Origin of the sequence: Carboxylicivirga fragile, from assembly GCF_050589805.1 — a bacterium.
GTDB lineage: Bacteria > Bacteroidota > Bacteroidia > Bacteroidales > Marinilabiliaceae > Carboxylicivirga > Carboxylicivirga fragile.
In genome coordinates, this window is record NZ_JBNGOY010000040.1 from 32,729 (window position 1) to 56,227 (window position 23,499).

The following is a 23,499-nucleotide window of genomic DNA, read 5'->3' on the forward strand; positions in this document are numbered from 1 at the left end:
TAAACTATAATGAACGAATTAAAAGTGTTGATTCTGGATGATGAATCAAGAATCACCGAAAAACTAAAATACCACCTGGAGAAACGTAAGTTTAAGGTTTTTACGGCTAATACACCTGCCGAAGGATTTAAAACCCTTGAGGCAGAACGACCGGGCGTATTGATATTAGATGTGATGTTGCCGGGGATGAATGGATTGGATATTCTTACAAAAGTAAAAGGTGAATATCCCAATCTTGAAATAATCATGATTAGTGGTTATGGTGATATGGACATGGTGATTCAGGCCATGCGTCAAGGCGCATCTGATTTTATTCGTAAGCCTTTTCAGATTATGGACATTCAGTTGGCCATTGAGCGTACCGAGAAATTTTTACAATTGCAATCAAAATTGGAAGCGGCTGAAGATAGAGGAGTATTGGTATCGAAGCAGTTGGAGAATTTGATTGAGAAGGATTTTGTAGGTGTTAGTCCTCAGATTAAGCAAGTGCTAAAGATGGCATTAAAAGCCGCGGAAGACGGCGATGTGAATGTGTTGGTAACGGGCGAAAATGGAACTGGTAAAGAAATTATCTCGCGAATCATTCACTACGGAAGTCCTCGCCAGAAACAAGTCTTTGCACCGGTTAATAGTTCAGCTATTCCATCTGCTTTGTTAGAAAGTGAGTTTTTTGGACACGTAAAAGGTGCCTTTACTGATGCGCGTGAGGAAAAGAAAGGCTACTTTGAATTGGCTAATAAGGGAACCTTATTCTTGGATGAGATTGCTGATATGCCATTTGCGCTTCAGGCAAAGTTGTTACGCGCCATCGAAGAGAATAAAATAAAACGCGTAGGTAGCAATGTTGAGATTCCTGTTGATGTGCGTATTATTTCAGCTACCAATAAAAACATTGAGCAGCTCATCGATGATAATGAATTTCGAATTGACTTGTTCCACCGAATCAACACCATCGAAATAAACATACCACCTTTGCGCGAGCGTAAGGAAGATATACTACCTCTTTTAAATCACTTTGTAGCCAATTTTGCAAAGAAGAAAGGGAAAGAGAAATTGGGTGTTTCGCCTGACTTGGTAAAGAAACTGGAAGCCTACCATTTTCCGGGTAATGTGCGCGAATTGCGTAACATGGTTGAGCGTGCTATGATACTATCAGATAATGATACGCTTGAGCCGGATGACTTTTTGTTGAAAGGTGAGAATACGCAGAAGGCAAGTGCCAGTCCAGTGGTAAATGCTGGTTTCAATATCGATGATAATGAACGCCAATTGATTGAACAGGCTCTGAAACAATCTGACCTTAATCAAACGAAGGCAGCAGCTTTGCTAGGCATTAGTCGCGATGCCATGAAGCGAAAAATTAAAAAGTTTGGGATAGAGATCGTGAAGGATATTGGGTAAGGGTGGGGCTAAGTGAAGTTTGGAGAAATTAATTAATCCTGTCATATTATAGAGAATGAAGATATTTAAAATAGTAATCTGGATAGTTAGTTTTACGCTTTTGATCTTGATAACTCAAATTGGTGGTATTGCTTTAATAATTAGTAGTTTGATTAATAAATATTGGAATAGGAGATTCATTCTTAAATCTATCCTCTTATTTTCAACTGTTTATTTATTATTAACTTACCTGTTGGTGCCAATTCTGGCACCATTATTTGGTCGCGAACGTATTAGGCATTCTGATAAAATCCGGCCAGGAATGTATTTGACAGTTTTATTGAATAGGAATTATGTGGTTCCAGAAATAAATGAAATATTAAATGATGCTGAAAATCAACTAAAAGGAACTGAAATTTGCATCAACTATCTAGATGCTAATTTTCCTTTTATCAATAAGTTTCCATTACCTCCACATCTAAGTCATAACGATGGAAAGAAAATTGATTTTGCACTTGTGTATCAGGATGAAGAAGGTAAGATATCTTGTAAGACTAAGTCGGTAAGTGGTTATGGTGTATTCGAGGAACCGAGAAAATCTGAACCAAATCAAATTAGGAAATGCTTAAATAACGGTTACTATCAATATAGTTTTCCAAAATATTTCACTCTTGGAGAAATTAATAAAGATCTTAACTTTTCTGAAAAAGGTACGGCCTTATTAATAAAAGCCTTATTAAAGAGTAAACCGGCAAGTAAAATCTTTATAGAACCACATTTGAAATATAGGCTTGGATTGAAAGATAATAGGATAAGATATCATGGATGTAAATCAGTTAGGCATGATGATCACATACATGTTCAGGTAAAATAAATAATTATCCCTTATTCTGCTATAATGCTTTTTTAAAGTTTATCGTTGTTTATACTAATATGACTCATAAAGTTGTTGATTAAGAGTTTTTATTTTTATTGACAATACAGCGTAAAAAAAACCTCATCTAAGCACCGTTGTGCCCGATGAGGTCAATAACCAATGGAATGTATATAAAAAACAACTAAAGAGGCTAACCTTTAGCTATGCTAATTCAGTAACTAATTCGTTCATGGCCTTGATAAGTGTTTGTTGGCTCACATTGCTGGGAGCCAGATTAACAGGGCCATTGATGCAACCTCCTTCGCAGGCCATTACTTCAATGAACGAAGCTTTAGGTGCTTTGCGCGGATACGTTTTTAAAAGCTTAATCGATTTTTTTGTCAGGCCATCAATCTGTTGCGTTGCCAGGTTATTATCCTTAGCCAATACTGATTGTATGGCACGTGTTACGCCACCTGAAGCTGCATAACCTCTGCTTTCGGCATTAACACTATTTGATACGCATGATTTGTCGTCCATGTTAAGTACATCAATCTTTAGTGCTCCCCAAATGGCACCAAGCTCTTCGGTGGTTAAAACGTAATCAATATTTTTACTTTCAAATGCTTCGCGTCTTTTTGCAAGGCATGGGCCAATAAATACGACTTTATGATCAGGAAATCTTTCCTTAATCATTCGGGTTGTATATACCATGGGTGATGGGGTGTGGCTCACATAGCTTTGTATTTCAGGAATGTGTTTTCTTGTTAATGCCACGTATGAGGGGCAACAAGACGTTGTCATAAATGGTGCCCCCTCCGAAAGTCGTTCTTGCAATTCTTCCGTTTCGTTTTGAGTAGTTAGTTTGGCACCTTCGGCTACTTCAATTACTTCACTAAAACCAACGGCTTTAATAGCTTTTAATATTTGCGATGAATTGGCTTTAAATTGACTCAATACCGCTGGTGCAACCATGGCAATGGTTTTTTCTTCTTTGTGTTTGATGTTGTAGAAGAGGTTGAGGATTTGTGATTTCTCTGAAATAGCTCCAAAGGGGCAAGCCATCATGCATTTACCACAGTGAATGCATTTGTCAAAGTCAATAATTTCAATGCCTTCCGCATTTTTACGTATGGCTTTTACCGGACACGATTCTTCGCAAGGTACAGGTAAATAGGCAATGGCATGAAAAGGACACGCCTTCTGGCACAAACCACAGTTGACACATTTCTGATGGTCAATATTGGCTTTGCCATTTATAACGGTAATGGCATCTTTGGGGCAATTTACCTGACAAGGTCGACCTTCGCAACCTTGACACAGATTACTAACCGTGTAGTTTACTTGAACGCATGAGCTACATGCCTCATCAACCACGGTTAAAAAGTCGCCTGTGAGGCTATGTCCTTCAATGGCTTTTTGTGCATACTCTTTAAGAGGTGTTAATTCATCTTCTTCATCTGAAATGTTAAAACCAAGCATCGCCATTATTTTGTATTTAATCACAGCTCTGTCTTTATGTACACAGCAACGAATGGGTGAGTTGGTGCGAGGGCGCATTTCAAGAGGAATACGATCTATTTTCTCAAATAATTCATCATCATTGAGCAACTTAATGAGTCGAACGAGTAGTTCTCGTTTGGTAATTACAGCGTTGTTATAATAGGTCATTAATGAATGGTGCTAAGTAGGTGGTTTATGATTTTTTGTATGCTTGCTTTTGGCATTGTTTCGCCATTGATAAGCACACAAGGGTGCGCTTTCTCAGCATTATCTTCGCAATTGCCCAGACAAGGAATACCTTCGATGCTAACACGCTCTTTTAGTTCGACAGGTAGTTTTTCATTGAGTAAATGAATTTCGGCACCTCCCATTATGTAACACATGGTGCCACAACATATCTGGACTTTATAAGTTTGTTTATCTGTCATTGCTGATGCTATAAAAATTCAATTTCAATTTTCTTTAAAAACTTTTCCTCCAGTATGGAAGCAATCTTTTTTATCACGTTACGTCTTATTTCCAATTCAACTGGTAGGTTGGGATCCTGATGGGCATTATTGATCTGTGTACCTGCCAATATTAGTATGGAGTCACTGCCTAAGAGTAGTTTTACCATTTTTTCGGCTGGGCCATTGCCTTTTACCACATTGTGTTTGATTTTTTCCAGAATTGACGACACCTTACCCAAGGTTAAAATGCCTTCGGTCATCAGATCGATACCTTCCATACAAGCAACAGGTGGCAATCCTGGTTCGTAATTGTCCAGCTCTACGGAAATATCTCGCTTTAACTCGCGCGAAATAATTTTTGATGTTGTCCCACCGCAAACAATCGTTTTGCCTTCGAAGCTGGCTATGCGTTCGGCCAATACAGCATCATAATTTTTATAGTAAGGCGGACCAGATGCCAGTAGTAATTTGCGGGGCTCGCGGCAATAAATAACCTGACAAGTGGCGTCATCCTTAAGTTCATTGGCATCATTAGCCTGGGCACGTTGCATTATTTTTCGCGCCAATCGATGGGCTGATATCTTGGTTTGCTGGCTGATTGTTTGTTGTATAAAATGGCGTAAGCCATCTTCGCCCCAGCCAAAGGGCGCGCGTTTGCTTCCCATTCCCGATTGGGTTATACCATCAGATACCATGATGATGCGATCTTCTTTATTGAGCTTTATGTTCGAATAAAAAACTTTTGCCGGGCGACTATCGGGACGAGTTATGGTTTTTACTGTTTTATTAATTTGTATGAATTGCCCTTTTCGGTGTAGTAAAACCGATGGATTATCATACTCAACGATGCTTGCATCACCAAAACAATTGACATCAACAATTGAAAACGTTGAATAACTTATTTGACGCTTTGAGTCAATGGGCAAGGTCTTCATGATAAAATCAGAAGTGCGTTCGGGTGGATTGTTTTTTGCTGTGAACTGCAAAGCCATGCTTGTGGTCATGGTTGCGAGTATGTTGGCTTTTACACCCGATCCTAAACCATCGGACAAAACCGTGATTAATCGATCTTCCTCTTTAAGCTTACGCGATTCGCATGAGTCGCCACACACATTCTGCAAAGCCTTGCTTTCCTGACTAAATTCCGCTTCTATGTAAAAGTGCCTATTGTGCATCTTCCAGTTTTTGAGCGTCTAAAATAGAATTAAGCAAAGAGTCGGTAAACGAGGCATTCTCACCTAGTAAGAAAGCAATCTTTTGAACCGTTTCCATATTCTTCTTAATCACTTCCCGTGTGCGTTTCTCAACAATTTCTTTGTGAAATTCGGGCTGCTGTGTACCTTGTATTATACCGGTTACCAGTTTGTGCTTTTGAATATTAAAGATGGATAATTGTAGATGTTTACCGTTTTCCTGAATGGGTAACTCGTAATATTCTTTACCAGTCACCAGAGCAGTTTGAAATAATTTGCCAAATGTGCCTAGTTTATTTAAATCCGCTCCACGCATACCCGGGTTAGCTTCGAAACACATTTCCATGTCATTACCCAATTGACGGGCAAAGCTGGCATTCATCTCAACTACTTTTGATTGATCATCAACAATGACAACACCTGATGGAATTTTTTGCAATAGTATGGTTGCTTTATGGTGGGCAACCATTCTCATGTAAGAAACACACATGCCTGTTTCGGCGTGCTTGCTAAGAAGCGCATGAGCAAAGTCACGACAGGTATCGTATCCACAACCGCTGCAATTCAGTTCTTCACTTACATTTGCCTTTCCTATGCTCAGCAAGGCTTTATTAATATCTTCAGCACTGAAATCTTGTGGTTTAACCGTTTCAATGTTGAAAAAATCGCGTTCTATATTTAAATTATCCTCTTTGGTAATATCTGTTGAATCTGATTGTAGCCTTTGCTGGTAGTGTTGATTAAGTTTAAGGTGTTTAATGGCAATGTCGTTTTGCGTGCTCATGCCTGGACCATTCAAACAACCCGTTTCGCAGGCTAATAATTCTAAAAACAGAGGACTCTCTTTTCCAAATTCATCTAAATTGTCGAGTACATTACGCACCATGTTCTGACCAGTGAAACTCATGAAGGTGCTATCTCCACTGTTGCCGGTTTGCTTTATTGTATCAATCATACCGCCATCAAATGGGTAGATAACACCCTCACGAGCTTCATAAGGTTTCAATGTGAATTTATGTTGATTATTCAGAGCCTCTAATGATATGTTTTCTGATTCGAGCCAGTTGTTTAATTCTTTAAAGGTGATGGCTACATCAACCAAATCAGCTGAATCATCCGTTTCTGATTTCTTTCCAATGCAAGGCCCAATAAAAACAACACCAATGTCATTTCCGTACCAACGGCGCAGTTGACGCGCGTGTGTTAGCATTGGCGACATGTACGGCGTGATGGACATGGTGTGTTGTGGGTAGTATTTACGAATCAACTCAACAACTACCGGGCAAGCCGAAGAAATATATACGCCTGACTGACGTGCTTTAAGGTAGTGGCTAATTTGATTTGATACTTCTTGGGCACCAATGGCTGTTTCCGAAACGCCATCAAAACCTAATTGATATAAGGCATCAACAAGTACCTTCTGATTATCGCCATATTCCGAGGTGAAAGATGGTGCTAATGAGACGTATACTTTTTTCTTTCCCTTTAATAATAACTTAACACGCGATAAGCCATCTCTTACTTTTTTTGCGCCCGTTGGACAAATAGCAACACAATGGCCACAATATATACACATCTCGTTAAGCACCGATGCCTTATCGTCGCTCACCTTAATTGCCTTGGTCGGACATTCTCTAATGCACTTATAGCAATCTTTACAATCGTTGGTTTCGGTATATATTGGTTTTAATTTCATTTGCTTTATTAAAGGTGATTAGCCAATATAGAGTGTATGTTACTTTGCGTAACGCCTTCGTATTCGGTTTCGTCAATTTCGATAACAGGTCCTTTGTTGCAGGTCTCACTACAAAGGTGACCTCTGAAATCGATGCTTGCATCCAAGCCATTTTCATCCAAATAGTCTTTGATGAGTGTTAGGTTATCAGCATTTCCACGAGAGTAGCAGGAGCTACCAAGGCAAATAAGTATTTTATGTGTACCTGTTGTTGACATGGCTATTAACTTTGGTAAGTCTAATATCCAAAGCTATGCCACTTAGTGTATGTGTCAGATTATGAAGGGGGAAGGAGTTGGGAGTTTTAGCTTATTATTTTTTACGTGTTCGGATTGTCCTAAAACTGAACGATTATAAAATTTTAATGTCCTAAAGTTGATCAGTGAATTATTTCTGAACGATTCGTGTTGGCAAGGTGATTTTGTGTTTTTGGGCTTTCAAATACAGCGTATTTCGGCTAATGCCCAACGTTTTTGCCGAAAGTGTAATGTTGTAATTCAAGTGTACGAGCGTTTCTGAAATTAACTGACGCTCCATTTCTTGCATTGTTCTGAGTTGAAATGTTTTTGTGTCAGAAGTTTTCTGATCCACTTGATCTTTTTTCTTTTCTTCTTCTTTTTTAAGCTTGAGGTTTTCAAAGGAAATATTGCCATCGAGATTGACATACTGCTCCACTGCATTTTCAAGCTCTCGTATATTTCCGGGCCAGTCGTAATCCAGAAATTGTTGTAGGATAGAGTAGCGTAACTGTGGAATCTCCTTTTGTAGACGAACAGCCTTTTTGTTCAGGAAGAAGCGTATTAAGGATGGCAGGTCTTCCATTCGTTCACGTAATGCAGGTATTTTTAATGGTATTACACTCAGGCGATAATATAAATCAAGTCGAAAATTACCCTTCTCAACTTCGTCTTTTAAGTTTTTATTTGAAGCAGCAATAATGCGAACATCAACCGGAATATTTTTATCTCCGCCAACACGTGTTATGGCACTTTCTTGGATGGCGCGTAAAAGCTTAACCTGAAGTTCTGGTTTCATGTCGCCAATCTCATCTAAAAATAAGGTACCCCCATTGGCCAATTCAAATTTACCCGGATGACCTCCTTTTTTTGCTCCTGTAAAAGCGCCGTCGTCGTAGCCAAAAAGTTCGCTTTCGATGAGGTTTTCACTGATGGCAGCGCAGTTGATGGCAACGAAGCCATTTTCACTACGGCTACTGGCATTGTGCATGCTTTGCGCAAATACCTCTTTACCCGTTCCGCTTTCAGCTTCAATAAGCACGGTGGAGGGGCTATCTGAAATATTTTGAGCATAGTCAACCAATTTGCGCATCGTCTTACTTTTGGCTATGATGTCTTTAAAAGTAAAACGGGCTTGCATTCCGGTGTATTTATTAACCAGATGATAAACATTTTCTAATTCACGAATGGCAATGACTAGCCCAATTAGCTTCGTTTGTTCTTGATCTAAAATTGGGCTTACAGTGACATTGTATTTGATGCGCTGATCAAGTGTATTTATGGCAATTTCTTCGTTAACGAATTTCTTGCCAGAACTCACAATCTGATAAATATTAGTCCAGCTCGGTATTAATTGCTTGATATGAATATTTAGTAATTCGCGACGGCGGATATTTATCCATTGGCATGCCAGGTTGTTGGCGTATAATAACCTGCTTTGTTCATCCACCGAAATAATTCCAACTTTTAAAGCATTCATGATGGCAAAGGTGAACTGGTGAGTATCGTCCATCTTTTTCTGCATCGAAGCATCCTTGAATTTAGCTTGAATACTTGTATTGATTGCCGACATGGCCATGTTTAACCATGGAAAATCAACATCAATAGAAGAAATTAAATGGATTTGAAAAGGTAGTTTTATTTGTCTATTCTGAAATTTAAGAATATTATAGACCAGTTTACCTGCACTCAATAAGCCTTCATTTGGCAATTCATTGCTCCAGACAATGTTTTTACTAATGCTATTCCAATTATCGCCTTTGTTTAGTTTTAGCTTGTTAAGTTTAGTAGTATTCGAATAGATTTGTGTAATAAGGTTTTGCTCGTTTACAACAACAACCTTAAAGAAAGTACCTTTCATATTAGCAGCAAACTCATTAAGTGCTTCGTGCAAATTCTGCATCGAATTATCAGTGCTTACATTTCTATTACCAGGAACTTTTGTCGACATATGTGGTATTTTCTATTCGGTGTACAAAATTACTCATTTTAAATGAACCCTAGATAATTATTTCTACAGCATATTATCGCCCATGTGGGCGCAAAACGTGATGTGATAAATTGACTAGCTAGTTGTTCTTAATTTATTGACTTGTGTTTTAATGGTCAGTTAATGAGTGTTTAGGGGTTGCATTGTGTGGTGGAATTTCTGTGCTGTTGCTTTTTTGGTATGCCGCTTGATTCTCATTAAGCGTTGATGTGTCAAGCACATGGTTTCCGATCAGGTGAGCTGATGAAATTATTTAATGGCACGAGTATTAATTTATAAATCATATGCCAATGGAAGTAAAAAAGAGTAAAAAGGCAGACCTTGAGAATAAACGCTCTTTGTTTTTTCAGATGGGATTGATAATTACCCTCGGTGTTGTGTTTGTTGCCTTTGAATGGTCGACAACGAAAGTTGATGGTAAAGGTCAATTCTGGGTAGAAGAGGAGGTTGTTGAAGAAGAAGCGCCTCCAATTACTGTTCAAGATGAAATAAAGCCGCCTCCACCTCCGCCGCCTCCAGTTGTTTCTGACATACTAGAAATTGTTGATAATGATGTTGAGCTTGATGAAGAATTAGAAATTGAAGATTCAGAAAGTGATGAAGATTTCGAAGTTGATTTAAGTCAATTGGAAGAAGAGGAAGAATCAGGGGATCCGCTACCATTCTATGTTTTGGAAGATAAGCCAGTATTTCCAGGTGGCGATGCCGCTCTTCTTAAATATGTGAATCAAAATGTACGCTATCCTGTCATTTGTCAAGAGAATGGTGTTCAGGGAATGGTTACTGTATCTTTTGTTATTGACGAAAAAGGTAAAGTAACAAATGTTAAGTCCTTGCGTTCTCCTGATCCAAATTTGGAGCGGGAAGCCGTCAGAGTAGTAAAAACACTACCTGATTGGAAACCAGGTAAACAACGCGGAAGACCGGTGAAAGTTTCTTTCATGGTGCCAGTACGTTTTGTATTACAATAATTATCTAAGAGTATTTTACTGTTGTTCCTTAATTTTTCAGAGTTGATGAACGCATCAACGCAACATTGAGCAATCTAGGCCTTGACCCCTTAGAAAGCTCCCGAGATAACGATCTCAATTTTTTTAGGTAATAAAAAATAAAAACCGGTCGGTTCTGAATGACCCTGCAACTTCCGATATTATATCGACAAACAGAACCAACCGGTTTTTTATGCTTAAAACTTAAACAGTTTCTCAGTAAACGCCCCATTAAAATCGCCCCATTGGGCGCAAAAAGTCATCAAAAACAAACTCTGTAATTGTGTGTGAAAATGATAGTTGTTTGTGTAAGTTGTATGTTATTAGGTGTTTGTGGATTATTTTCCTCCTTAAAATAAGTATTTGTTGATTTTGGTACAGCCATTGAATTAAACAAACCATCGCTATTAGATTATTAATTCTAAAACCTCACATTATGAAAACGAAAAAATATAAACATGCAGATTTGGAGAAAAAAAGAAGCATCTTTTTTCAGATAGGGATCATCATTTCTTTGGCTTGTGTTTTTGTAGCCTTCGAGTGGAGTTCGAGTGAAAGTGGTCTGTCAATTGTTGAAAATGATGAAATATGGGATGATCCTGAAGAGATGATGCCAATCACTAGAGAAGTAGAAAAACCAAAACCGATAAAACCAATTCAACCGGAGGTTCTTATTATAACAGATGATCCGACTGTAACAGATGTCATTCCTGATATTATTAGTGAACCAGAGGATATTAATTGCGCCATTGAATTACCTCCAATGGTTGAAGAAGTTGAGGATAACAAGGTTTTCGTTCGTGTGGAGCGCATGCCTGAATTTCCAGGAGGAGATGCCGCGTTATTGAAATTCATAGCTTCTAATGTAAAGTATCCGGTTATCTGTGCCGAAATTGGTGTTCAAGGCAGAGTTTATGTTGCCTTTGTGGTTAGTAAAGATGGTAGTGTGACTGATGTTCAGGTTGTAAGAAGCCCGGATGCCAACTTATCAGCCGAGGCACTACGAGTTGTTAAAATGATGCCCAAATGGAAACCGGGTAAACAAGGAGGTAAACCAGTGAATGTATCGTATAACATTCCTGTTAATTTTCGCCTTCAGTAATTCATATCAATAGTATTCCCTAACCGATATATTAACCAGTACTGTGCAGTATCGTGTAACATAAATTGTTAATCCGTGCCTAAAGTGATAGCAATACAATAAACAAACGAACTGCACAGTACATTTTTCTTTGTGCTATGCGAAATTATCTTTCAAAATCAAGTATGAGTTTTATAACTCTATCAATTGTTGTTACTGTTATATTTATTGTTGCAGCTTGCACTTCATCCGGATCGAGTTTTAAGCCGAGACCACTGGGTGCACCTGGTGAGTTGCTTTTGGTAATTGATAATGTTAATTGGTCATCACAGGTGGGCAATACCTTGGGGGATATGCTCGATGATACTTTTCCGGCATTGCCGCAAGAGGAAACAATGTTTAAGAAAACACGCATTAATTTTTCCCAGTTTAAACGCCATTTTCGAACCTATCGTAATATTCTTTTGGTTTCGGTTCGTAGCGATACGCCTGTTAATAAAGTTAAATATAGAAAGAATGAGTGGGCCTTAAATCAGCAGGTTGCCGAAGTTGTTGCCAAGGATATGGAAAGTTTGCAAGAGTTGTTGATGCAAAAATGGCCTACCATCAAAGGCTTCTTTTATGGGGGCGATATTAATTCACTGGTGCAATCCTACATAAGAACATTTGAACCCTTGGCTGTTGATGCCATTACCAGCAATTACCCTTTTAGTATGCATTTTCCCAAAGGTTTTGAATTAAAGAAACAAGATGAAGAGTTTACCTGGCTTTCAATTGATCGTTTGGAGAGTCACCTGGGTGTATTTGTTTACCGTTGTTCATTGGATTCGCTCGAAGGGGATAAAAGTGTTGATTTGCTTCGTTTTAGAAATAATGTACTAAAAAGGCAAGTGCCAGGTGAAAACCCAGGTTCTTTTATGACAACTGAAGAAAACTATCCGGTTTTAGTGAATAAGAGTACGTTTGGTGGAAAAAAATGGGTTGAGCTCAGAGGCTTGTGGAAGGTTCAAGGCGACTTTATGGGTGGGCCATTTGTCGATTATTTCTATATCGACGAAGAGAATAATCAACTCTTAATGCTTGAAGGATATGTGTATGCACCATCAAAACCTAATAAAGGGATTTTTGTGCGCGAAGTGGAAGCGGTTTTGAAATCATATAAAGGAGTGTAATCTATTTCTTAATTTGGCTGTTAAATAAAGTTAATCATTCGGCGCTACATTTAAATAATTTGATGGACTGTTGGGAAAGCTTTATACTTACACCATGAGAAAAATAATACTGGTACTTTTTGTTGTGATTTTGAGTTTAGATGTATTGGCTCAGCAGAGCGATGTGGATAAACTTATTGAACAAGGCATTGCATTGCATGATCATGGTTTGTACGAAGATGCACGAAGTAAATTCAAGCAAGCTCTGGCGATGGATAAAACAAGTATTAGGGCTAAGTACGAAATGGCGTATTCATCCTCAGCTATAAAACTATGGGACGATGCTTTGCATTATAGCCGTTTGGTATTGGCAGAAGAAGGTGAGTATGAACTGGAAGCCTATTTAGTATTTTGCGCAGCTCTTGATAATGTTGGGCGCGACAAACAAGCCATTAAGTTTTACAAAAAAGCGATAAAGAAATATCCCGATGAGCATTTATTGCATTATAATATAGCACTTACGTATTTAAATCAAGGGGAAGTTGATTTGGCTCAGGCAGAAGTGCAACGGGCCATTCAATTGAATCAATACCATATGAGTAGTCATTTGTTGTTGTCAAAAATAATGGGATCAAGAGGTGATCGTTTAAAGCGAATGTTACCACTGTACTTCTTCTTATTGTATGAACAAGATACTGAGCGCAGTATTGAGGCACTTGATGATTTGCAGGCATATTGGCGCGGTGCAGCTATGCAAACCGGCAACGAAGTGAAAGTGCCCATAAGTAATTTGTCTTCAACTTCAGGTTTGGCAATGGCTAATATGGGTTTGGGTTTGATAGCCGCCACCTATATGGTTGATGATGAAAAAAAGAAACTTGAAGAGCCCTATAAATTAGCTCAGCAAACAAGTGAGTTGTTTAAATTATTGGATGAAGTTAAAACGGGAGAATTAGATTTCTTCGATATCTATTACGTTGATTTTTTTAGTTTGCTGATTAATGCCGGACATGTTGAGGTTTATAGCCATTACATTAGTAATTGTATGCATAAGGATAAAGTTTTATTATGGGTGACTGAAAACAACTCCGAGTTTAGTTCGTTCATGGAATGGATGAAGTTACAGGAGTAAGCAAACGTTAAATTTGTCAAAAAAGGCATCACTTTTTGTATCAAAAAAAGAAAGTGCGCGTAGTAGTAGGTATAAGATGTGCAATTTATAAAACAATATTATGAGCAATATTATTACGAAGCATTTCCAATATACCGGTACAGATGATTTTGATGAGTCTTTGGATGATCAAATAAATAAGTTTTTGAAGAAAGAAGGAATCACTAGCGATCAATTGATTGACATTAAATATAGTGGGCATTCTGATCAAAGTGTTGCTGTTTATTCAGCCTTGATGGTATATAAAACGAAATAGAGATTTTTTAGCGTCTATCTTCATATAATTGGTTGGTAGGCTTTAATATAGAAAGAGGGTGTATTTGATACACCCTCTTTTTGTGTTTTAAAGAAAAAGCTGTAGTTTGATATTAAAATCAAGCTTCATGACCATAATATTTCTGCTCTACCTAATTCTATTAATTGTAATTGTTGCCTTTAGTGCACGCAAGTCAAAAAGTAATAATGATTTTGTTATTGGAGGCAATAAGCTTTCGGGATACTCACTAGCTTTATCGGAGCGAGCCACAGGGGAATCAGCATGGCTTTTATTGGGTTTAACAGGCTTTGCTTTTGCCGAGGGAATGGCAGCATTGTGGGTAGCAATAGGGTGTGTTTCCGGAGTTTTTATAATTTGGTTTTTCATGGCTCAACCGCTGAGAAAATATACCGAACGCCATAAAGTGATGACTGTGCCATCATTATTTATGAAACGTTTTCCTGGGAATGATCGATTAATTAGTCTCTCAACGTCGTTAATCGTTGTGTTCTTTTTTATGCTTTACATCGCATCGCAGTTTGCTGGGGCAGGTAAAATATCCGATAATACATTTAACATCGATCCATTTTGGGGAATGGTACTTGGTGCGGGTCTTGTCACCATCTATACAATGTTGGGTGGTTTTATAACTGTGGTAGCTACCGATGCTTTTCAAGCCTTGTTAATGGTGATAACCTGTGTTGTATTGCCTGTTGTAGCTTATTTTGTAGCGGTTCAGGCGGGAGTTGATGTGCAACAGGTATTGACACAGCTGCCTGAACATTACATTGATGCCGGAGGTGCAGGGATGTTTTCTGTATTATTGATTTTAAATGGTTTAAGTTGGGCTTTCGGTTATACGGGACAGCCTCAGTTATTAACCAGAATGATGGCGCTGCGAAGTGATAAAGAAACCAGACAAGGTCGTACTGTTGCTGTAATATGGACTAGCTTAGCCTATGTTGGTGCATTTGCCATTGGTTTGATTGGTTATGTTTTGGCCAAAAATGGATTATTAGGAAATGTGATGAGCGATTTGCTTGCTGACTCTGAACGAATAATGCCAACTATGGTTGTTACCCTGCTTAATCCTCTATTGGCGGGTATATTATTGTCGGGAGCGGTTAGTGCAATGATGAGCACAGCTTCTTCTCAATTAATGGTTGCTTCTACGGCTATTGGCGAAGATGTGGTGAATAGTTTTACAATGCAGAAGTTTATCCCAGAGAAGAAATTACTTTTAAACAAAGCGCTTATTTTAATAGTAGGTTTACTTGCTTTTATGTTTGCCATATCACTCGAAGAAACGGTGTATAGTTTGGTTTCTTACGCATGGTCAGGTATTGGTTCTTCATTTGGTCCAGCCGTTATTCTGTTGCTTTTCTGGAAACGTTTTTCGCTAGCTGGCCTAATGGGATCCTTAATTGGCGGTACAGTCTCATCCATTGTTTGGAAAACCTTCTTAAGCGATCCGACTGGAATTTCTGAGCGTTTATCAAGTTTTGTAATTGCCTTTATATTGGCTGTTTTATGTTCACTTATCTGGCCAACTAAGTATTCAGAAATTTCTTAAACCATAGCCCAGAGTGTTTTATGGTTCGTTCCTGAGTTTCAAAATCGGTATGTATTAATCCAAAGCGAGGTTCAAAACCTTCGCGCCATTCAAAGTTATCAACCAATGTCCAAACAAAATAGCCACTCACCTTAATGCCTCGTTGTTTGGCTTTAAGTACTTGTTTGAGCATGCTTTTGTGATATTGAAGTCGTCGTGCGTCATACACGTGATTATTCACTTTGTGGTCTGGGTAACAGACGCCACTTTCGCTAATAATGATTTGTTTTATTTGTGGGTATTTTGAATAAAACTTTAAGAGTTTATATACGCCTTTCGGAAAAACGTCAAGATTCATAGCGTTTAAATTTGCCTTTCGTTGAGTGGGATGCACTTCGTTGGCAAATAGAATTGGAGGATTCAGGCTGTGCTTTGCAATCACTCTGAAATAATATTGAATGCCTATGAAATCAAAATCAAATGCCATTTTTTCATTATCACCATCTTTGAAGTAGGCGCGGATGGTGTTTAAGGTTGGTATGGCATCACAAGGGTATCCCAAACCCAAAAGTGGCTCAAGGAAGAAACGATTTAACATAGCTTCCATTCGTTTGGCAGCTCTTACGTTTTTGGGCAGCTTATTAATGGGTTTAATATACGAGCAAGATAAGGCTATACCAATATTAGCATTTGATTGAAAACGTCTGATAACTCGTCCGCCTTCAGCAATACTCATAACAACATGATGTGCCGCTTTCATGAATGAAACAATTCCTTTTCTTTTTGGAGCATGGTATCCCATAAAATAACCAAGCCCTACAAAGGTCATTGGTTCGTTCATGACAATCCAATTGCTTACTTTGGAGCCAAAGTTATTTATGCAAACTTCCACATAATTGGTGAACCATGTTATGCTTTCGCGGTTGATCCAGCCGCCTTTGTCTTCTACTGATTGAGGCAAATCCCAATGGTATAATGTGACGTATGGTATGAGTTCGTTTTCGAGGCAGCAATCAATAACGTTGTGGTAGAACTCGATTCCTTTTTTATTGATTTCTCCAGTACCATTAGGAATAATGCGAGACCAACTGAGTGAGAATCTGAAAATTTTGAGACCCAGTTCTCTAGCTGATGCAATGTCTTTTGCAAAGTTGGTGTAAAATGCGGTCGCTTCACCTATTTGATCACTGTTATTTACATTATCTGTATTAGCAGTGAAGGTATCCCAGATGGAAGCTTTTTTGCCATCCTTTAAAGCTGCACCTTCATTTTGAAACGCACTAATGGTAGTGCCCCATAGAAAATCGTCCCCGAAATCATCTTTATCCATATACACAATCGAGCTGCTAAAGTATTGCCTTATTAAATGCAATCTGTTAAGGAATGATTAAGCTTTGCAGAAGAATTAAAATCATTTGTTGTTTTTTATGTTAGTAATCTCGCAAGCTCACTTATTTTTGTGGTATGATTAATCGAGTACTACTATTTTTTGTTCTTATTGCACATTTCGCTTTTGTTAGTGGGCAACTGCAGAATGATCTTTCGTACCCAAAGGATGAAAAGGTTCAATTTAATAAGAATGTAACTAATGCATCCTTAATTGTTGTAGGAAGTGTTGCTCTAACCTTGGTGTTAGATAAGCCCGTTAATGATTGGTTTCAAAATAATCAAACGGATTTTGGGGATAAACTCACTGATGTTAGTAATTTCTTTGGCGAGAAATATTTCATTGTGCCCGGTGTTGGAGCTACTTGGGGAGTTGCTCATATAATTAAAGATGAAAAGTTAAAGCGCACGTCCTGGAATGCTATGAAGAGTATTGCAACTACAGCGCTAGCTACCGAATTATTTAAATATTCGCTTGGAAGAGCACGTCCCTTTATGGATGAGGGAGCCTATTCGTTTCATCCGTTTAGTGGCGAAGATCATTACAAGTCTATGCCATCAGGACACACATCATTGGCGTTTGCAGCTTTTACACCTTATGCCGAAACCTATAGCCGTTGGATATATATTGTGCCTGCTTCTGTTGCTATTGCCCGAGTGTATAAAAATAAGCATTGGTTGTCTGATACAGTCTTAGGAGCTGGTTTGGGTTTTTTAAGTGGTTATATTTTTACGCATTATCCATCTAGTAAAGTGCAATTGTCATCCAATGGAGTTGTTGTCTATTTTTAATTAGTTTTACGTTTGTTAATAGTATGGATAAAGCAACAATGAAAATAGGAATAGCATTAAGTGGAGGAGCTGCACGTGGAATAGCTCATATAGGTGTATTGAAAGCTTTGGAAGAGCACGGTGTTTTTCCCGATGTTGTAGCTGGTACTAGCATGGGAGCTATCGTTGGATTGTTTTATACAGCTGGGTATTCACCTACCGAAATGCAACAGATATTACGAGATGAGAAATTTTATAAAATACTCGGATTTAATTTCTTGAAAAGCAGTTTATTTAACTTGAATCCTTTAAAGGAAATATTCGAGGAGAAGATTAAGAAGAATGATTTTTCGATCTTAAATAAGAAATTATTCGTGGCGGTTTCTAATCTCAATACAGGGCGCGTTGAGATTATTAGTCATGGGCAACAGTTGTTCGAGTATGTTATTGCATCAGCATCAATTCCATTTGTATTCCCTTCACAGAGCATAAATAATCAAACATATATTGATGGTGGACTTTTTAATAACCTACCGTCCGAATGTCTGATGGGAAGATGTGATAGAGTAATTGGTGTTCATGTTAATTACAGTGGCATTGTTGATGAGGTGGAGGGTTCAAGAGCCATTGCGGAACGTTCTTTTTTCTTGGCTTTAGAGCAGAACGTTAAATTAAGCCGTAATTATTGCGACTTTTATATTGAACCTCGGAAGCTCCGAAATTATCATTTTTGGGATTACGATAAAGTAGATGAATTGGTTGAGATTGGTTACAACAAGGCCATAAAAACCATTAAACAATTTATACTTCCCGAGCTCAAAGGAGTTTAAGGAATAAGTCCCCAGGCAGCAAACTGCTGGTTCTCATGAAAAGAAGTCAATGGTATAAAACCTTTGTAAATTAAGCCACCTCTTAATACAACTGGATTTTTCTTGATTTGATCTTTATAAAACTTTGCAGCCTCTCCCGGTTTAAATGCTTCAATTTTCCAGGAACCTTGAGCTTTAGAATGGATGCGTTTTTTTAGAGCTAAATTGATTAAGCCCATATTACATCTTAGGTTCGCTTCAATTAAAGGATAAAACTTTAAATCACCACTTTGTGTTTTGAAAAATAAGGCATCTACTCCAACGGGCCCTTTGTATTTATTATGGAGATGAATAGCCTTCATCGAATTAATGATCATGTTAGCTACCTCACCAATCCAGCCTTCAGTATCTGGTATGGTATTTTGCAAATGATTAGGTGTGTGAAAATACTCTTTATCAAAGCGTCCCTGTGAATCTGCATCGAAATAGTTAATGCCTAAAAACTCATATTCATTATTTTCATTAATAATAAATTGCAGCGATGCATCTTGTACTTTATCAAGAATTGCTTCAGCTAAAACAAATTGATGTTGCCTAATTTTTGATGTTAACCAAGGTTCAGTAATAGACAGGTCTTTTTTATTGCGAACAAATATAAGTCCTCTGCCCGATGAGCTCCACAATGTTTTTAAAACTATTCCATTGGGATTAAGAGCTAGCATTTTTTCAGCATCTGCTATTTGAATGATTTTTTCGGGAATACTAATTGGATGGATGAAATCATGTTTAGCTTGTTTTAGCTTTGATAGCTCTTTTGCTAATTTATAAGTAGTTATTCTACTGAACAGCTCTTTAGTATCTTGATTAGAGAAGTTGGGCCAATATTGAGTGGTAGTTTTAGTTTTGCTAAACTTTTTCGTTATCAGTTGGCTCCATCCCCATGGGTAGATTTGGTTTTGATGATTTGTTAATAAAGCGTTTTCCTGTTTTAATACTTGTGGATAATCAAAATTGAGAGAAGTCCAGAAATTCTTTAGTTCATTAAGTTCGCAATTACATATTATCTTATCCTTATTTGATCCAAGAAAGGCCATTAAGGGAGATATGTCATTTTCGAAAATACGGAGGTTTTCAGGTGCCATATAACTATTTGTTCCATTCTCAACAGCCATGTCGCAAGTTGGATTGTAGATGAAGCATTTAGAGAATGGCATATATTTGTGTTTTTAATTTTTTACAAAAATAGGATAGTTATCTTGATTTTTAACATCTAAATAACACACTCGGGTCAATCGGTGTAAATAATAGGTAGACAGTGTAATGTGGATATGAGGGGATGTGTTTTGACGAAAGTCATGTCACGGTTAAGCTACATTTTTTTGATACTCTTTATTTTTTGTGTTGTTTTGCTTTTAGAGACATGAAGAAGAATGTATTAAAATATCACTTTCTTAGTTGGGCGCTACTTTTTGTAATGCTTCCATCCCTAATTGGGGTAAATATTTTTAAGCATCATTGTTTTTCGTGTAATGAATATGAAACAGTTGCTACCATCATGAAGGTTGAGCATGAACACATGCATTCACATGGTGAAGCGACGCCTTGCTGTTGTTCTCATGAATCAATGTCTTGCTGTGAAAGTGAGGAATTTCAACATGAACATTTTAAAGGTACTAGTTGCTGCAACGAAGAATATAAGCGGATTGAAGTTAACGTTACTGTTTTCAACTCAATTCAAAAAAATAAAGTTGCGGAAATCGATTTGTTTTATCCGTTAGATTTGCATCAACATAGCTGTTTGATTGCCGATTCTAAAAAAAGTTTCTTCTATCAAAATGTAAATCTCTATGTGCCGGATGAACCATCCTTGGCCGAGAACTGCGTTTTCCTTTTATGATTCACTAATCATTTATTTTAGTCTCCATAATCTGGAGCAAGTTTAGAAACAATCTTTAGTATTTAAGAGGTGATTGAAATTGCAATCCCTTGAATGAATTAGTGGGAAATGAATAAAGTAATCATGGGGCTGTTTGCTCTAATTGTTTGCTCAATTACATCAGCTCAAGTATCAGATGAGTTAAAAGGTGTAATTAAAGCAAAGGAAAATGGTGAAACCATTGAATTGGTTGGTGCTAATGTGTATTGGTCTGGAACGCAAACTGGTACAATTAGTGATGGATCGGGGAGATTTAATGTGCCTAGAGTGTCGGGGAAGAATTTTTTGGTAGTTAGTTATATCGGATATGTAACTGATACCATTGATGTGTCGAATAAGAAAAATCTTAAGATTGAGTTATTACCTGATCAACAATTGGACGAAGTTCAAGTGGCAGGAAAGAAGCCAGGTGCTTACTTGTCACGATTGGATCCCATTGCTACAATTAATGTTACGGGTGAGGAATTGTGTAAGGCGGCATGTTGCAACCTTAGCGAGAGTTTTGAAACAAATGCATCGGTTGATGTAGCTTATTCTGATGCAGCAACGGGAGCTAAACAAATTCAATTATTGGGATTATCTGGAAATTACGTTCAAATGATGACGGAGAATATGCCAAATTTCAGAGGTTTGGCTACACCATATGGGCTGACGTATATTCCTGGTACCTGGATGGATGCCATACAGATATCTAAAGGAACATCAACTGTTGTGAATGGTTTTGAAGCTTTAACTGGTCAAATAAATGTGGAATATAAAAAGCCGCTCGATTCTGAAAAGTTCTTTCTTAATTTATTTGGCAGTGATATGGGACGTGCCGAGGCTAATGTGAACGGTTCGATTCATGTTAACGATAAGATGAAAACCGCTGTTTTTGCTCATTACTCAAAAGACATGATGTCAAATGATTTAAATGATGATGGATTTCGGGACGAACCTTTGCTTAGTCAGCTCAACCTTATGAATCGTTGGGATTTTAATAATAAGAAAGGATTTACTTCGCAGTTGGGACTTAAGTTTATCGATGAAGAACGTTTGGGTGGTGAAATGGAGTTTGATGACAATAAACCATCTGATGAGTATTACGGAATTAAGATTGATACGAAGCGACTTGAGGCTTTCGGTAAGGCAGGTTATATTTTTAAGGATCAAGTTAGCAGTATTGGCCTGGTGGCTAATTGGTCGCACCATAAGCAAAATTCATTTTATGGATTAAAAACTTATGATGCCACACAGAATTCGTTTTATGCCAATTTATTATTTCAATCAATCATAGGTAATGAAAACAATAAATTTACAACTGGTTTAAGTTTTCAGGGTGATATGTTTGATGAGCTACTTCAAATGGATTATCGCGATGGAAACACAAGTAATAATTACCTGAGAGATGAATTCGTTCCAGGAATGTATTTCCAATATACATATAGTATACCTGAACGTTTAACGTTAATAGCTGGCGTCAGAAGCGACTTTCATAATATTTATGGAACATTATTTACACCTCGTTTACATGCCAAATATAACATTGCCCCCAAAACCATATTAAGGGCATCGGCTGGTAAGGGATTTCGTAGTCCTAATGTATTGGCTGAAAATAGCTACCTGTTAGCCAGTTCCCGACAATTGCTTATTGCAGATGATATCGATATTGAAGAGGCTTGGAATTATGGAGCCAATATTACACAGTATTTTGATGTAGCAGGTAAAGAGCTAACTTTTAATATGGAGTTCTATCGTACAGATTTTGTCAATCAGCTGGTAGCTGATGCTGATCAGAGTGCACGTTTAATCTCCTTTTATAATTTAGATGGAAAATCTTATGCGAATAATTTCCAGGTCGAGGCAAAGTACGAAATGTTACGTGGACTCGATGTGGTTGGAGCCTGGCGCATGAACGATGTTAAAACAACATATAATGGTGTTTTGATGGAGCGCCCACTTAATAGCAAATATAAAGGTTTGCTTACCTTATCGTATGCAACGCCTTTAAAGAAATGGCAGTTCGATTACACTCTGCAGTTTAATGGAGGAGGTCGTGTTCCAACTACTTTGGAGAACTCCCCAGTCAACCAAAGACCAGATCGATTTGAACCATATCAAATAATGAATGCGCAAGTAACCAAGTTCTTTCGCAAGTGGAATGTGTATATTGGCGCAGAAAATCTAGCAGACTTTAAACAGCCGAATCCAATTATTGCAGGCGATGATCCTTTCGGTTCTGAATTTGATAGCTCATTAACTTGGGGGCCTGTATTAGGAAGAAGGATTTATTTTGGCCTTCGTTATTTTATAGATAGAGAATAGTAATAACCAGATAAATAAAAATCCAATGAAAATTTTAAAAAGTGTTTTGATGATCGTTTTGTGCTTGCTTGCTTTTTCGGCACAAGCAAAAAATGACAAAAAGAAAACTGAAACAGTTGTTTATAAAGTAGAGATGGACTGTCAGAGCTGTGTTAATAAGATTAACAAGAACATGGTTTATGAGAAAGGAATCAAAGATCTAAAAGTCGATTTCGAGAAGCAAACTGTAGCTATTACTTATAAGGTGGATAAAACCAATGGTGAAAAATTGGTTGCTGCATTCAAAGAATTAGGATTTGAAGCTTCCGAATTAAAGGAGGGAGATTGTTCTAAGGCGACAAAGAAAAAGTGTTGCGGAGGACATTAAAGCAGAATAATATTAGTCGTTTAAAAAGAGGTTCGCAATTGGAGCCTCTTTTTTTTCTTTCTCTAACCCCCACGTATCCAGTCCCTAAAAACCCCTGTAAAAACTTTCTTCAAAAAACCTTTCAAAGTAATTTGGACTTGTCAAAAACTATCCGTTATTTTGCACCCGCTTTGAGAGAAACACATGGTTGATTAAGGGGCACAGAGGCAGCAATGGCTGCTGAAAAGGAGTAACATTTTGGAATGATTTTTCGGATTGAAGAAAAGGATTTGGGTCGATTTTAGTACTTAAAAATAAACTTCAAAAAAAGCTGAAAAAACATTTGGAAAGGACGGATAAAAGTTCTTACCTTTGTCGCCGCTTCCCGCGATAGCTATCGCGGCG

Annotated in this window: 21 protein-coding genes; 13 read left to right on the forward strand and 8 right to left on the reverse strand. The window is 37.8% G+C overall.

What is annotated here, in order from left to right:
• The first annotated feature begins 9 nt into the window (after positions 1–9).
• A complete protein-coding gene (locus tag ACRD7B_RS16610; RefSeq protein WP_430825724.1) occupies positions 10–1,401 on the forward strand; it encodes a sigma-54-dependent transcriptional regulator in 1,392 nt (463 codons plus the stop codon).
• 55 nt (positions 1,402–1,456) lie between these two features.
• Positions 1,457–2,254: a hypothetical protein gene (locus ACRD7B_RS16615; RefSeq protein WP_430825725.1), complete on the forward strand. Its 798-nt coding sequence runs from the start codon at positions 1,457–1,459 to the stop codon at positions 2,252–2,254.
• A gap of 204 nt (positions 2,255–2,458) precedes the next feature.
• On the opposite strand, the gene ACRD7B_RS16620 is transcribed toward ACRD7B_RS16615, so the two are convergent.
• The 6 genes from ACRD7B_RS16620 to ACRD7B_RS16645 all read right to left on the reverse strand — a co-directional run bounded on the left by ACRD7B_RS16620 (position 2,459) and on the right by ACRD7B_RS16645 (position 9,303).
• Positions 2,459–3,907 (reverse strand): monomeric [FeFe] hydrogenase, encoded by a 1,449-nt coding sequence (locus ACRD7B_RS16620; protein ID WP_430825726.1) that lies wholly within the window; start codon positions 3,905–3,907, stop codon positions 2,459–2,461.
• On the reverse strand, positions 3,907–4,167 hold the full coding sequence (locus ACRD7B_RS16625; RefSeq protein WP_430825727.1) for an NAD(P)H-dependent oxidoreductase subunit E: 261 nt from the start codon (positions 4,165–4,167) through the stop codon (positions 3,907–3,909). Before ACRD7B_RS16625 ends, ACRD7B_RS16620 begins: the two co-directional genes overlap by 1 nt.
• 8 nt (positions 4,168–4,175) lie before the next feature.
• The gene (locus ACRD7B_RS16630) at positions 4,176–5,363 is read right to left on the reverse strand and encodes a SpoIIE family protein phosphatase (protein WP_430825728.1); all 1,188 of its coding nucleotides are present in this window, start codon (positions 5,361–5,363) and stop codon (positions 4,176–4,178) included.
• Entirely contained in the window at positions 5,353–7,077 is a 1,725-nt protein-coding gene (locus ACRD7B_RS16635; protein WP_430825729.1) for a [Fe-Fe] hydrogenase large subunit C-terminal domain-containing protein, read from the reverse strand. The genes ACRD7B_RS16630 and ACRD7B_RS16635 overlap by 11 nt, the downstream gene beginning before the upstream one ends.
• Before the next feature lie 8 nt (positions 7,078–7,085).
• Positions 7,086–7,334 (reverse strand): (2Fe-2S) ferredoxin domain-containing protein, encoded by a 249-nt coding sequence (locus ACRD7B_RS16640; RefSeq protein ID WP_430825730.1) that lies wholly within the window; start codon positions 7,332–7,334, stop codon positions 7,086–7,088.
• A gap of 169 nt (positions 7,335–7,503) precedes the next feature.
• Positions 7,504–9,303, reverse strand: coding sequence for a sigma-54 interaction domain-containing protein (locus ACRD7B_RS16645; RefSeq protein ID WP_430825731.1), 1,800 nt, complete (start codon positions 9,301–9,303; stop codon positions 7,504–7,506).
• 329 nt (positions 9,304–9,632) lie between these two features.
• On the opposite strand from ACRD7B_RS16645, the gene ACRD7B_RS16650 reads away from it, so the two are divergent.
• The 6 genes from ACRD7B_RS16650 (at position 9,633) to ACRD7B_RS16675 (ending at position 15,563) form a co-directional block, all read left to right on the forward strand.
• Positions 9,633–10,313, forward strand: coding sequence for an energy transducer TonB (locus tag ACRD7B_RS16650; RefSeq protein WP_430825732.1), 681 nt, complete (start codon positions 9,633–9,635; stop codon positions 10,311–10,313).
• A gap of 454 nt (positions 10,314–10,767) precedes the next feature.
• The gene (locus ACRD7B_RS16655; protein ID WP_430825733.1) at positions 10,768–11,433 is read left to right on the forward strand and encodes an energy transducer TonB; all 666 of its coding nucleotides are present in this window, start codon (positions 10,768–10,770) and stop codon (positions 11,431–11,433) included.
• A 164-nt stretch (positions 11,434–11,597) separates the two neighbouring features.
• Positions 11,598–12,584 carry a DUF4837 family protein gene (locus ACRD7B_RS16660; RefSeq protein ID WP_430825734.1) on the forward strand — a complete coding sequence of 329 codons (987 nt, stop codon included), beginning with the start codon at positions 11,598–11,600 and terminating at the stop codon, positions 12,582–12,584.
• A gap of 94 nt (positions 12,585–12,678) precedes the next feature.
• Positions 12,679–13,695 (forward strand): tetratricopeptide repeat protein, encoded by a 1,017-nt coding sequence (locus ACRD7B_RS16665; RefSeq protein ID WP_430825735.1) that lies wholly within the window; start codon positions 12,679–12,681, stop codon positions 13,693–13,695.
• 100 nt (positions 13,696–13,795) lie between these two features.
• Positions 13,796–13,990: a sporulation protein Cse60 gene (locus tag ACRD7B_RS16670; RefSeq protein ID WP_430825736.1), complete on the forward strand. Its 195-nt coding sequence runs from the start codon at positions 13,796–13,798 to the stop codon at positions 13,988–13,990.
• Between the two features lie 127 nt (positions 13,991–14,117).
• Entirely contained in the window at positions 14,118–15,563 is a 1,446-nt protein-coding gene (locus ACRD7B_RS16675) for a sodium/proline symporter (protein WP_430825737.1), read from the forward strand.
• On the opposite strand, the gene ACRD7B_RS16680 is transcribed toward ACRD7B_RS16675, so the two are convergent.
• Entirely contained in the window at positions 15,541–16,872 is a 1,332-nt protein-coding gene (locus ACRD7B_RS16680) for a glycoside hydrolase family 1 protein (RefSeq protein ID WP_430825738.1), read from the reverse strand. The two genes, ACRD7B_RS16675 and ACRD7B_RS16680, sit on opposite strands and share 23 nt — an antisense overlap.
• A 134-nt stretch (positions 16,873–17,006) precedes the next feature.
• Between ACRD7B_RS16680 and ACRD7B_RS16685 the strand changes: the two genes are divergently transcribed.
• Positions 17,007–17,720, forward strand: coding sequence for a phosphatase PAP2 family protein (locus tag ACRD7B_RS16685; RefSeq protein WP_430825739.1), 714 nt, complete (start codon positions 17,007–17,009; stop codon positions 17,718–17,720).
• A gap of 38 nt (positions 17,721–17,758) precedes the next feature.
• Complete coding sequence (locus ACRD7B_RS16690; RefSeq protein WP_430825740.1) at positions 17,759–18,529, forward strand: patatin-like phospholipase family protein; 771 nt, start codon at positions 17,759–17,761, stop codon at positions 18,527–18,529.
• On the opposite strand, the gene ACRD7B_RS16695 is transcribed toward ACRD7B_RS16690, so the two are convergent.
• Positions 18,526–19,722, reverse strand: a complete 1,197-nt coding sequence (locus ACRD7B_RS16695; protein WP_430825741.1) for a hypothetical protein — start codon at positions 19,720–19,722, stop codon at positions 18,526–18,528. The two genes, ACRD7B_RS16690 and ACRD7B_RS16695, sit on opposite strands and share 4 nt — an antisense overlap.
• Positions 19,723–19,928: 206 nt before the next feature.
• Here ACRD7B_RS16695 and ACRD7B_RS16700 point away from each other — a divergent pair, with 206 nt between their 5' ends.
• The 3 genes from ACRD7B_RS16700 to ACRD7B_RS16710 all read left to right on the forward strand — a co-directional run bounded on the left by ACRD7B_RS16700 (position 19,929) and on the right by ACRD7B_RS16710 (position 23,115).
• Complete coding sequence (locus ACRD7B_RS16700; protein WP_430825742.1) at positions 19,929–20,405, forward strand: hypothetical protein; 477 nt, start codon at positions 19,929–19,931, stop codon at positions 20,403–20,405.
• 108 nt (positions 20,406–20,513) lie between these two features.
• Positions 20,514–22,748 (forward strand): TonB-dependent receptor, encoded by a 2,235-nt coding sequence (locus tag ACRD7B_RS16705; RefSeq protein WP_430825743.1) that lies wholly within the window; start codon positions 20,514–20,516, stop codon positions 22,746–22,748.
• Between the two features lie 25 nt (positions 22,749–22,773).
• Entirely contained in the window at positions 22,774–23,115 is a 342-nt protein-coding gene (locus tag ACRD7B_RS16710) for a heavy-metal-associated domain-containing protein (protein ID WP_430825744.1), read from the forward strand.
• Positions 23,116–23,499: the final 384 nt, after the last annotated feature.

Coding starts and splice junctions, on each gene's coding strand:
- ACRD7B_RS16610 (WP_430825724.1), top strand. CDS start 10: ATGAACGAATTAAAAGTGTTGATTCTGGATGATGAATCAAGAATCACC.
- ACRD7B_RS16615 (WP_430825725.1), top strand. CDS start 1,457: ATGAAGATATTTAAAATAGTAATCTGGATAGTTAGTTTTACGCTTTTG.
- ACRD7B_RS16620 (WP_430825726.1), bottom strand. CDS start 3,907: ATGACCTATTATAACAACGCTGTAATTACCAAACGAGAACTACTCGTT.
- ACRD7B_RS16625 (WP_430825727.1), bottom strand. CDS start 4,167: ATGACAGATAAACAAACTTATAAAGTCCAGATATGTTGTGGCACCATG.
- ACRD7B_RS16630 (WP_430825728.1), bottom strand. CDS start 5,363: ATGCACAATAGGCACTTTTACATAGAAGCGGAATTTAGTCAGGAAAGC.
- ACRD7B_RS16635 (WP_430825729.1), bottom strand. CDS start 7,077: ATGAAATTAAAACCAATATATACCGAAACCAACGATTGTAAAGATTGC.
- ACRD7B_RS16640 (WP_430825730.1), bottom strand. CDS start 7,334: ATGTCAACAACAGGTACACATAAAATACTTATTTGCCTTGGTAGCTCC.
- ACRD7B_RS16645 (WP_430825731.1), bottom strand. CDS start 9,303: ATGTCGACAAAAGTTCCTGGTAATAGAAATGTAAGCACTGATAATTCG.
- ACRD7B_RS16650 (WP_430825732.1), top strand. CDS start 9,633: ATGGAAGTAAAAAAGAGTAAAAAGGCAGACCTTGAGAATAAACGCTCT.
- ACRD7B_RS16655 (WP_430825733.1), top strand. CDS start 10,768: ATGAAAACGAAAAAATATAAACATGCAGATTTGGAGAAAAAAAGAAGC.
- ACRD7B_RS16660 (WP_430825734.1), top strand. CDS start 11,598: ATGAGTTTTATAACTCTATCAATTGTTGTTACTGTTATATTTATTGTT.
- ACRD7B_RS16665 (WP_430825735.1), top strand. CDS start 12,679: ATGAGAAAAATAATACTGGTACTTTTTGTTGTGATTTTGAGTTTAGAT.
- ACRD7B_RS16670 (WP_430825736.1), top strand. CDS start 13,796: ATGAGCAATATTATTACGAAGCATTTCCAATATACCGGTACAGATGAT.
- ACRD7B_RS16675 (WP_430825737.1), top strand. CDS start 14,118: ATGACCATAATATTTCTGCTCTACCTAATTCTATTAATTGTAATTGTT.
- ACRD7B_RS16680 (WP_430825738.1), bottom strand. CDS start 16,872: ATGGATAAAGATGATTTCGGGGACGATTTTCTATGGGGCACTACCATT.
- ACRD7B_RS16685 (WP_430825739.1), top strand. CDS start 17,007: ATGATTAATCGAGTACTACTATTTTTTGTTCTTATTGCACATTTCGCT.
- ACRD7B_RS16690 (WP_430825740.1), top strand. CDS start 17,759: ATGAAAATAGGAATAGCATTAAGTGGAGGAGCTGCACGTGGAATAGCT.
- ACRD7B_RS16695 (WP_430825741.1), bottom strand. CDS start 19,722: ATGCCATTCTCTAAATGCTTCATCTACAATCCAACTTGCGACATGGCT.
- ACRD7B_RS16700 (WP_430825742.1), top strand. CDS start 19,929: ATGAAGAAGAATGTATTAAAATATCACTTTCTTAGTTGGGCGCTACTT.
- ACRD7B_RS16705 (WP_430825743.1), top strand. CDS start 20,514: ATGAATAAAGTAATCATGGGGCTGTTTGCTCTAATTGTTTGCTCAATT.
- ACRD7B_RS16710 (WP_430825744.1), top strand. CDS start 22,774: ATGAAAATTTTAAAAAGTGTTTTGATGATCGTTTTGTGCTTGCTTGCT.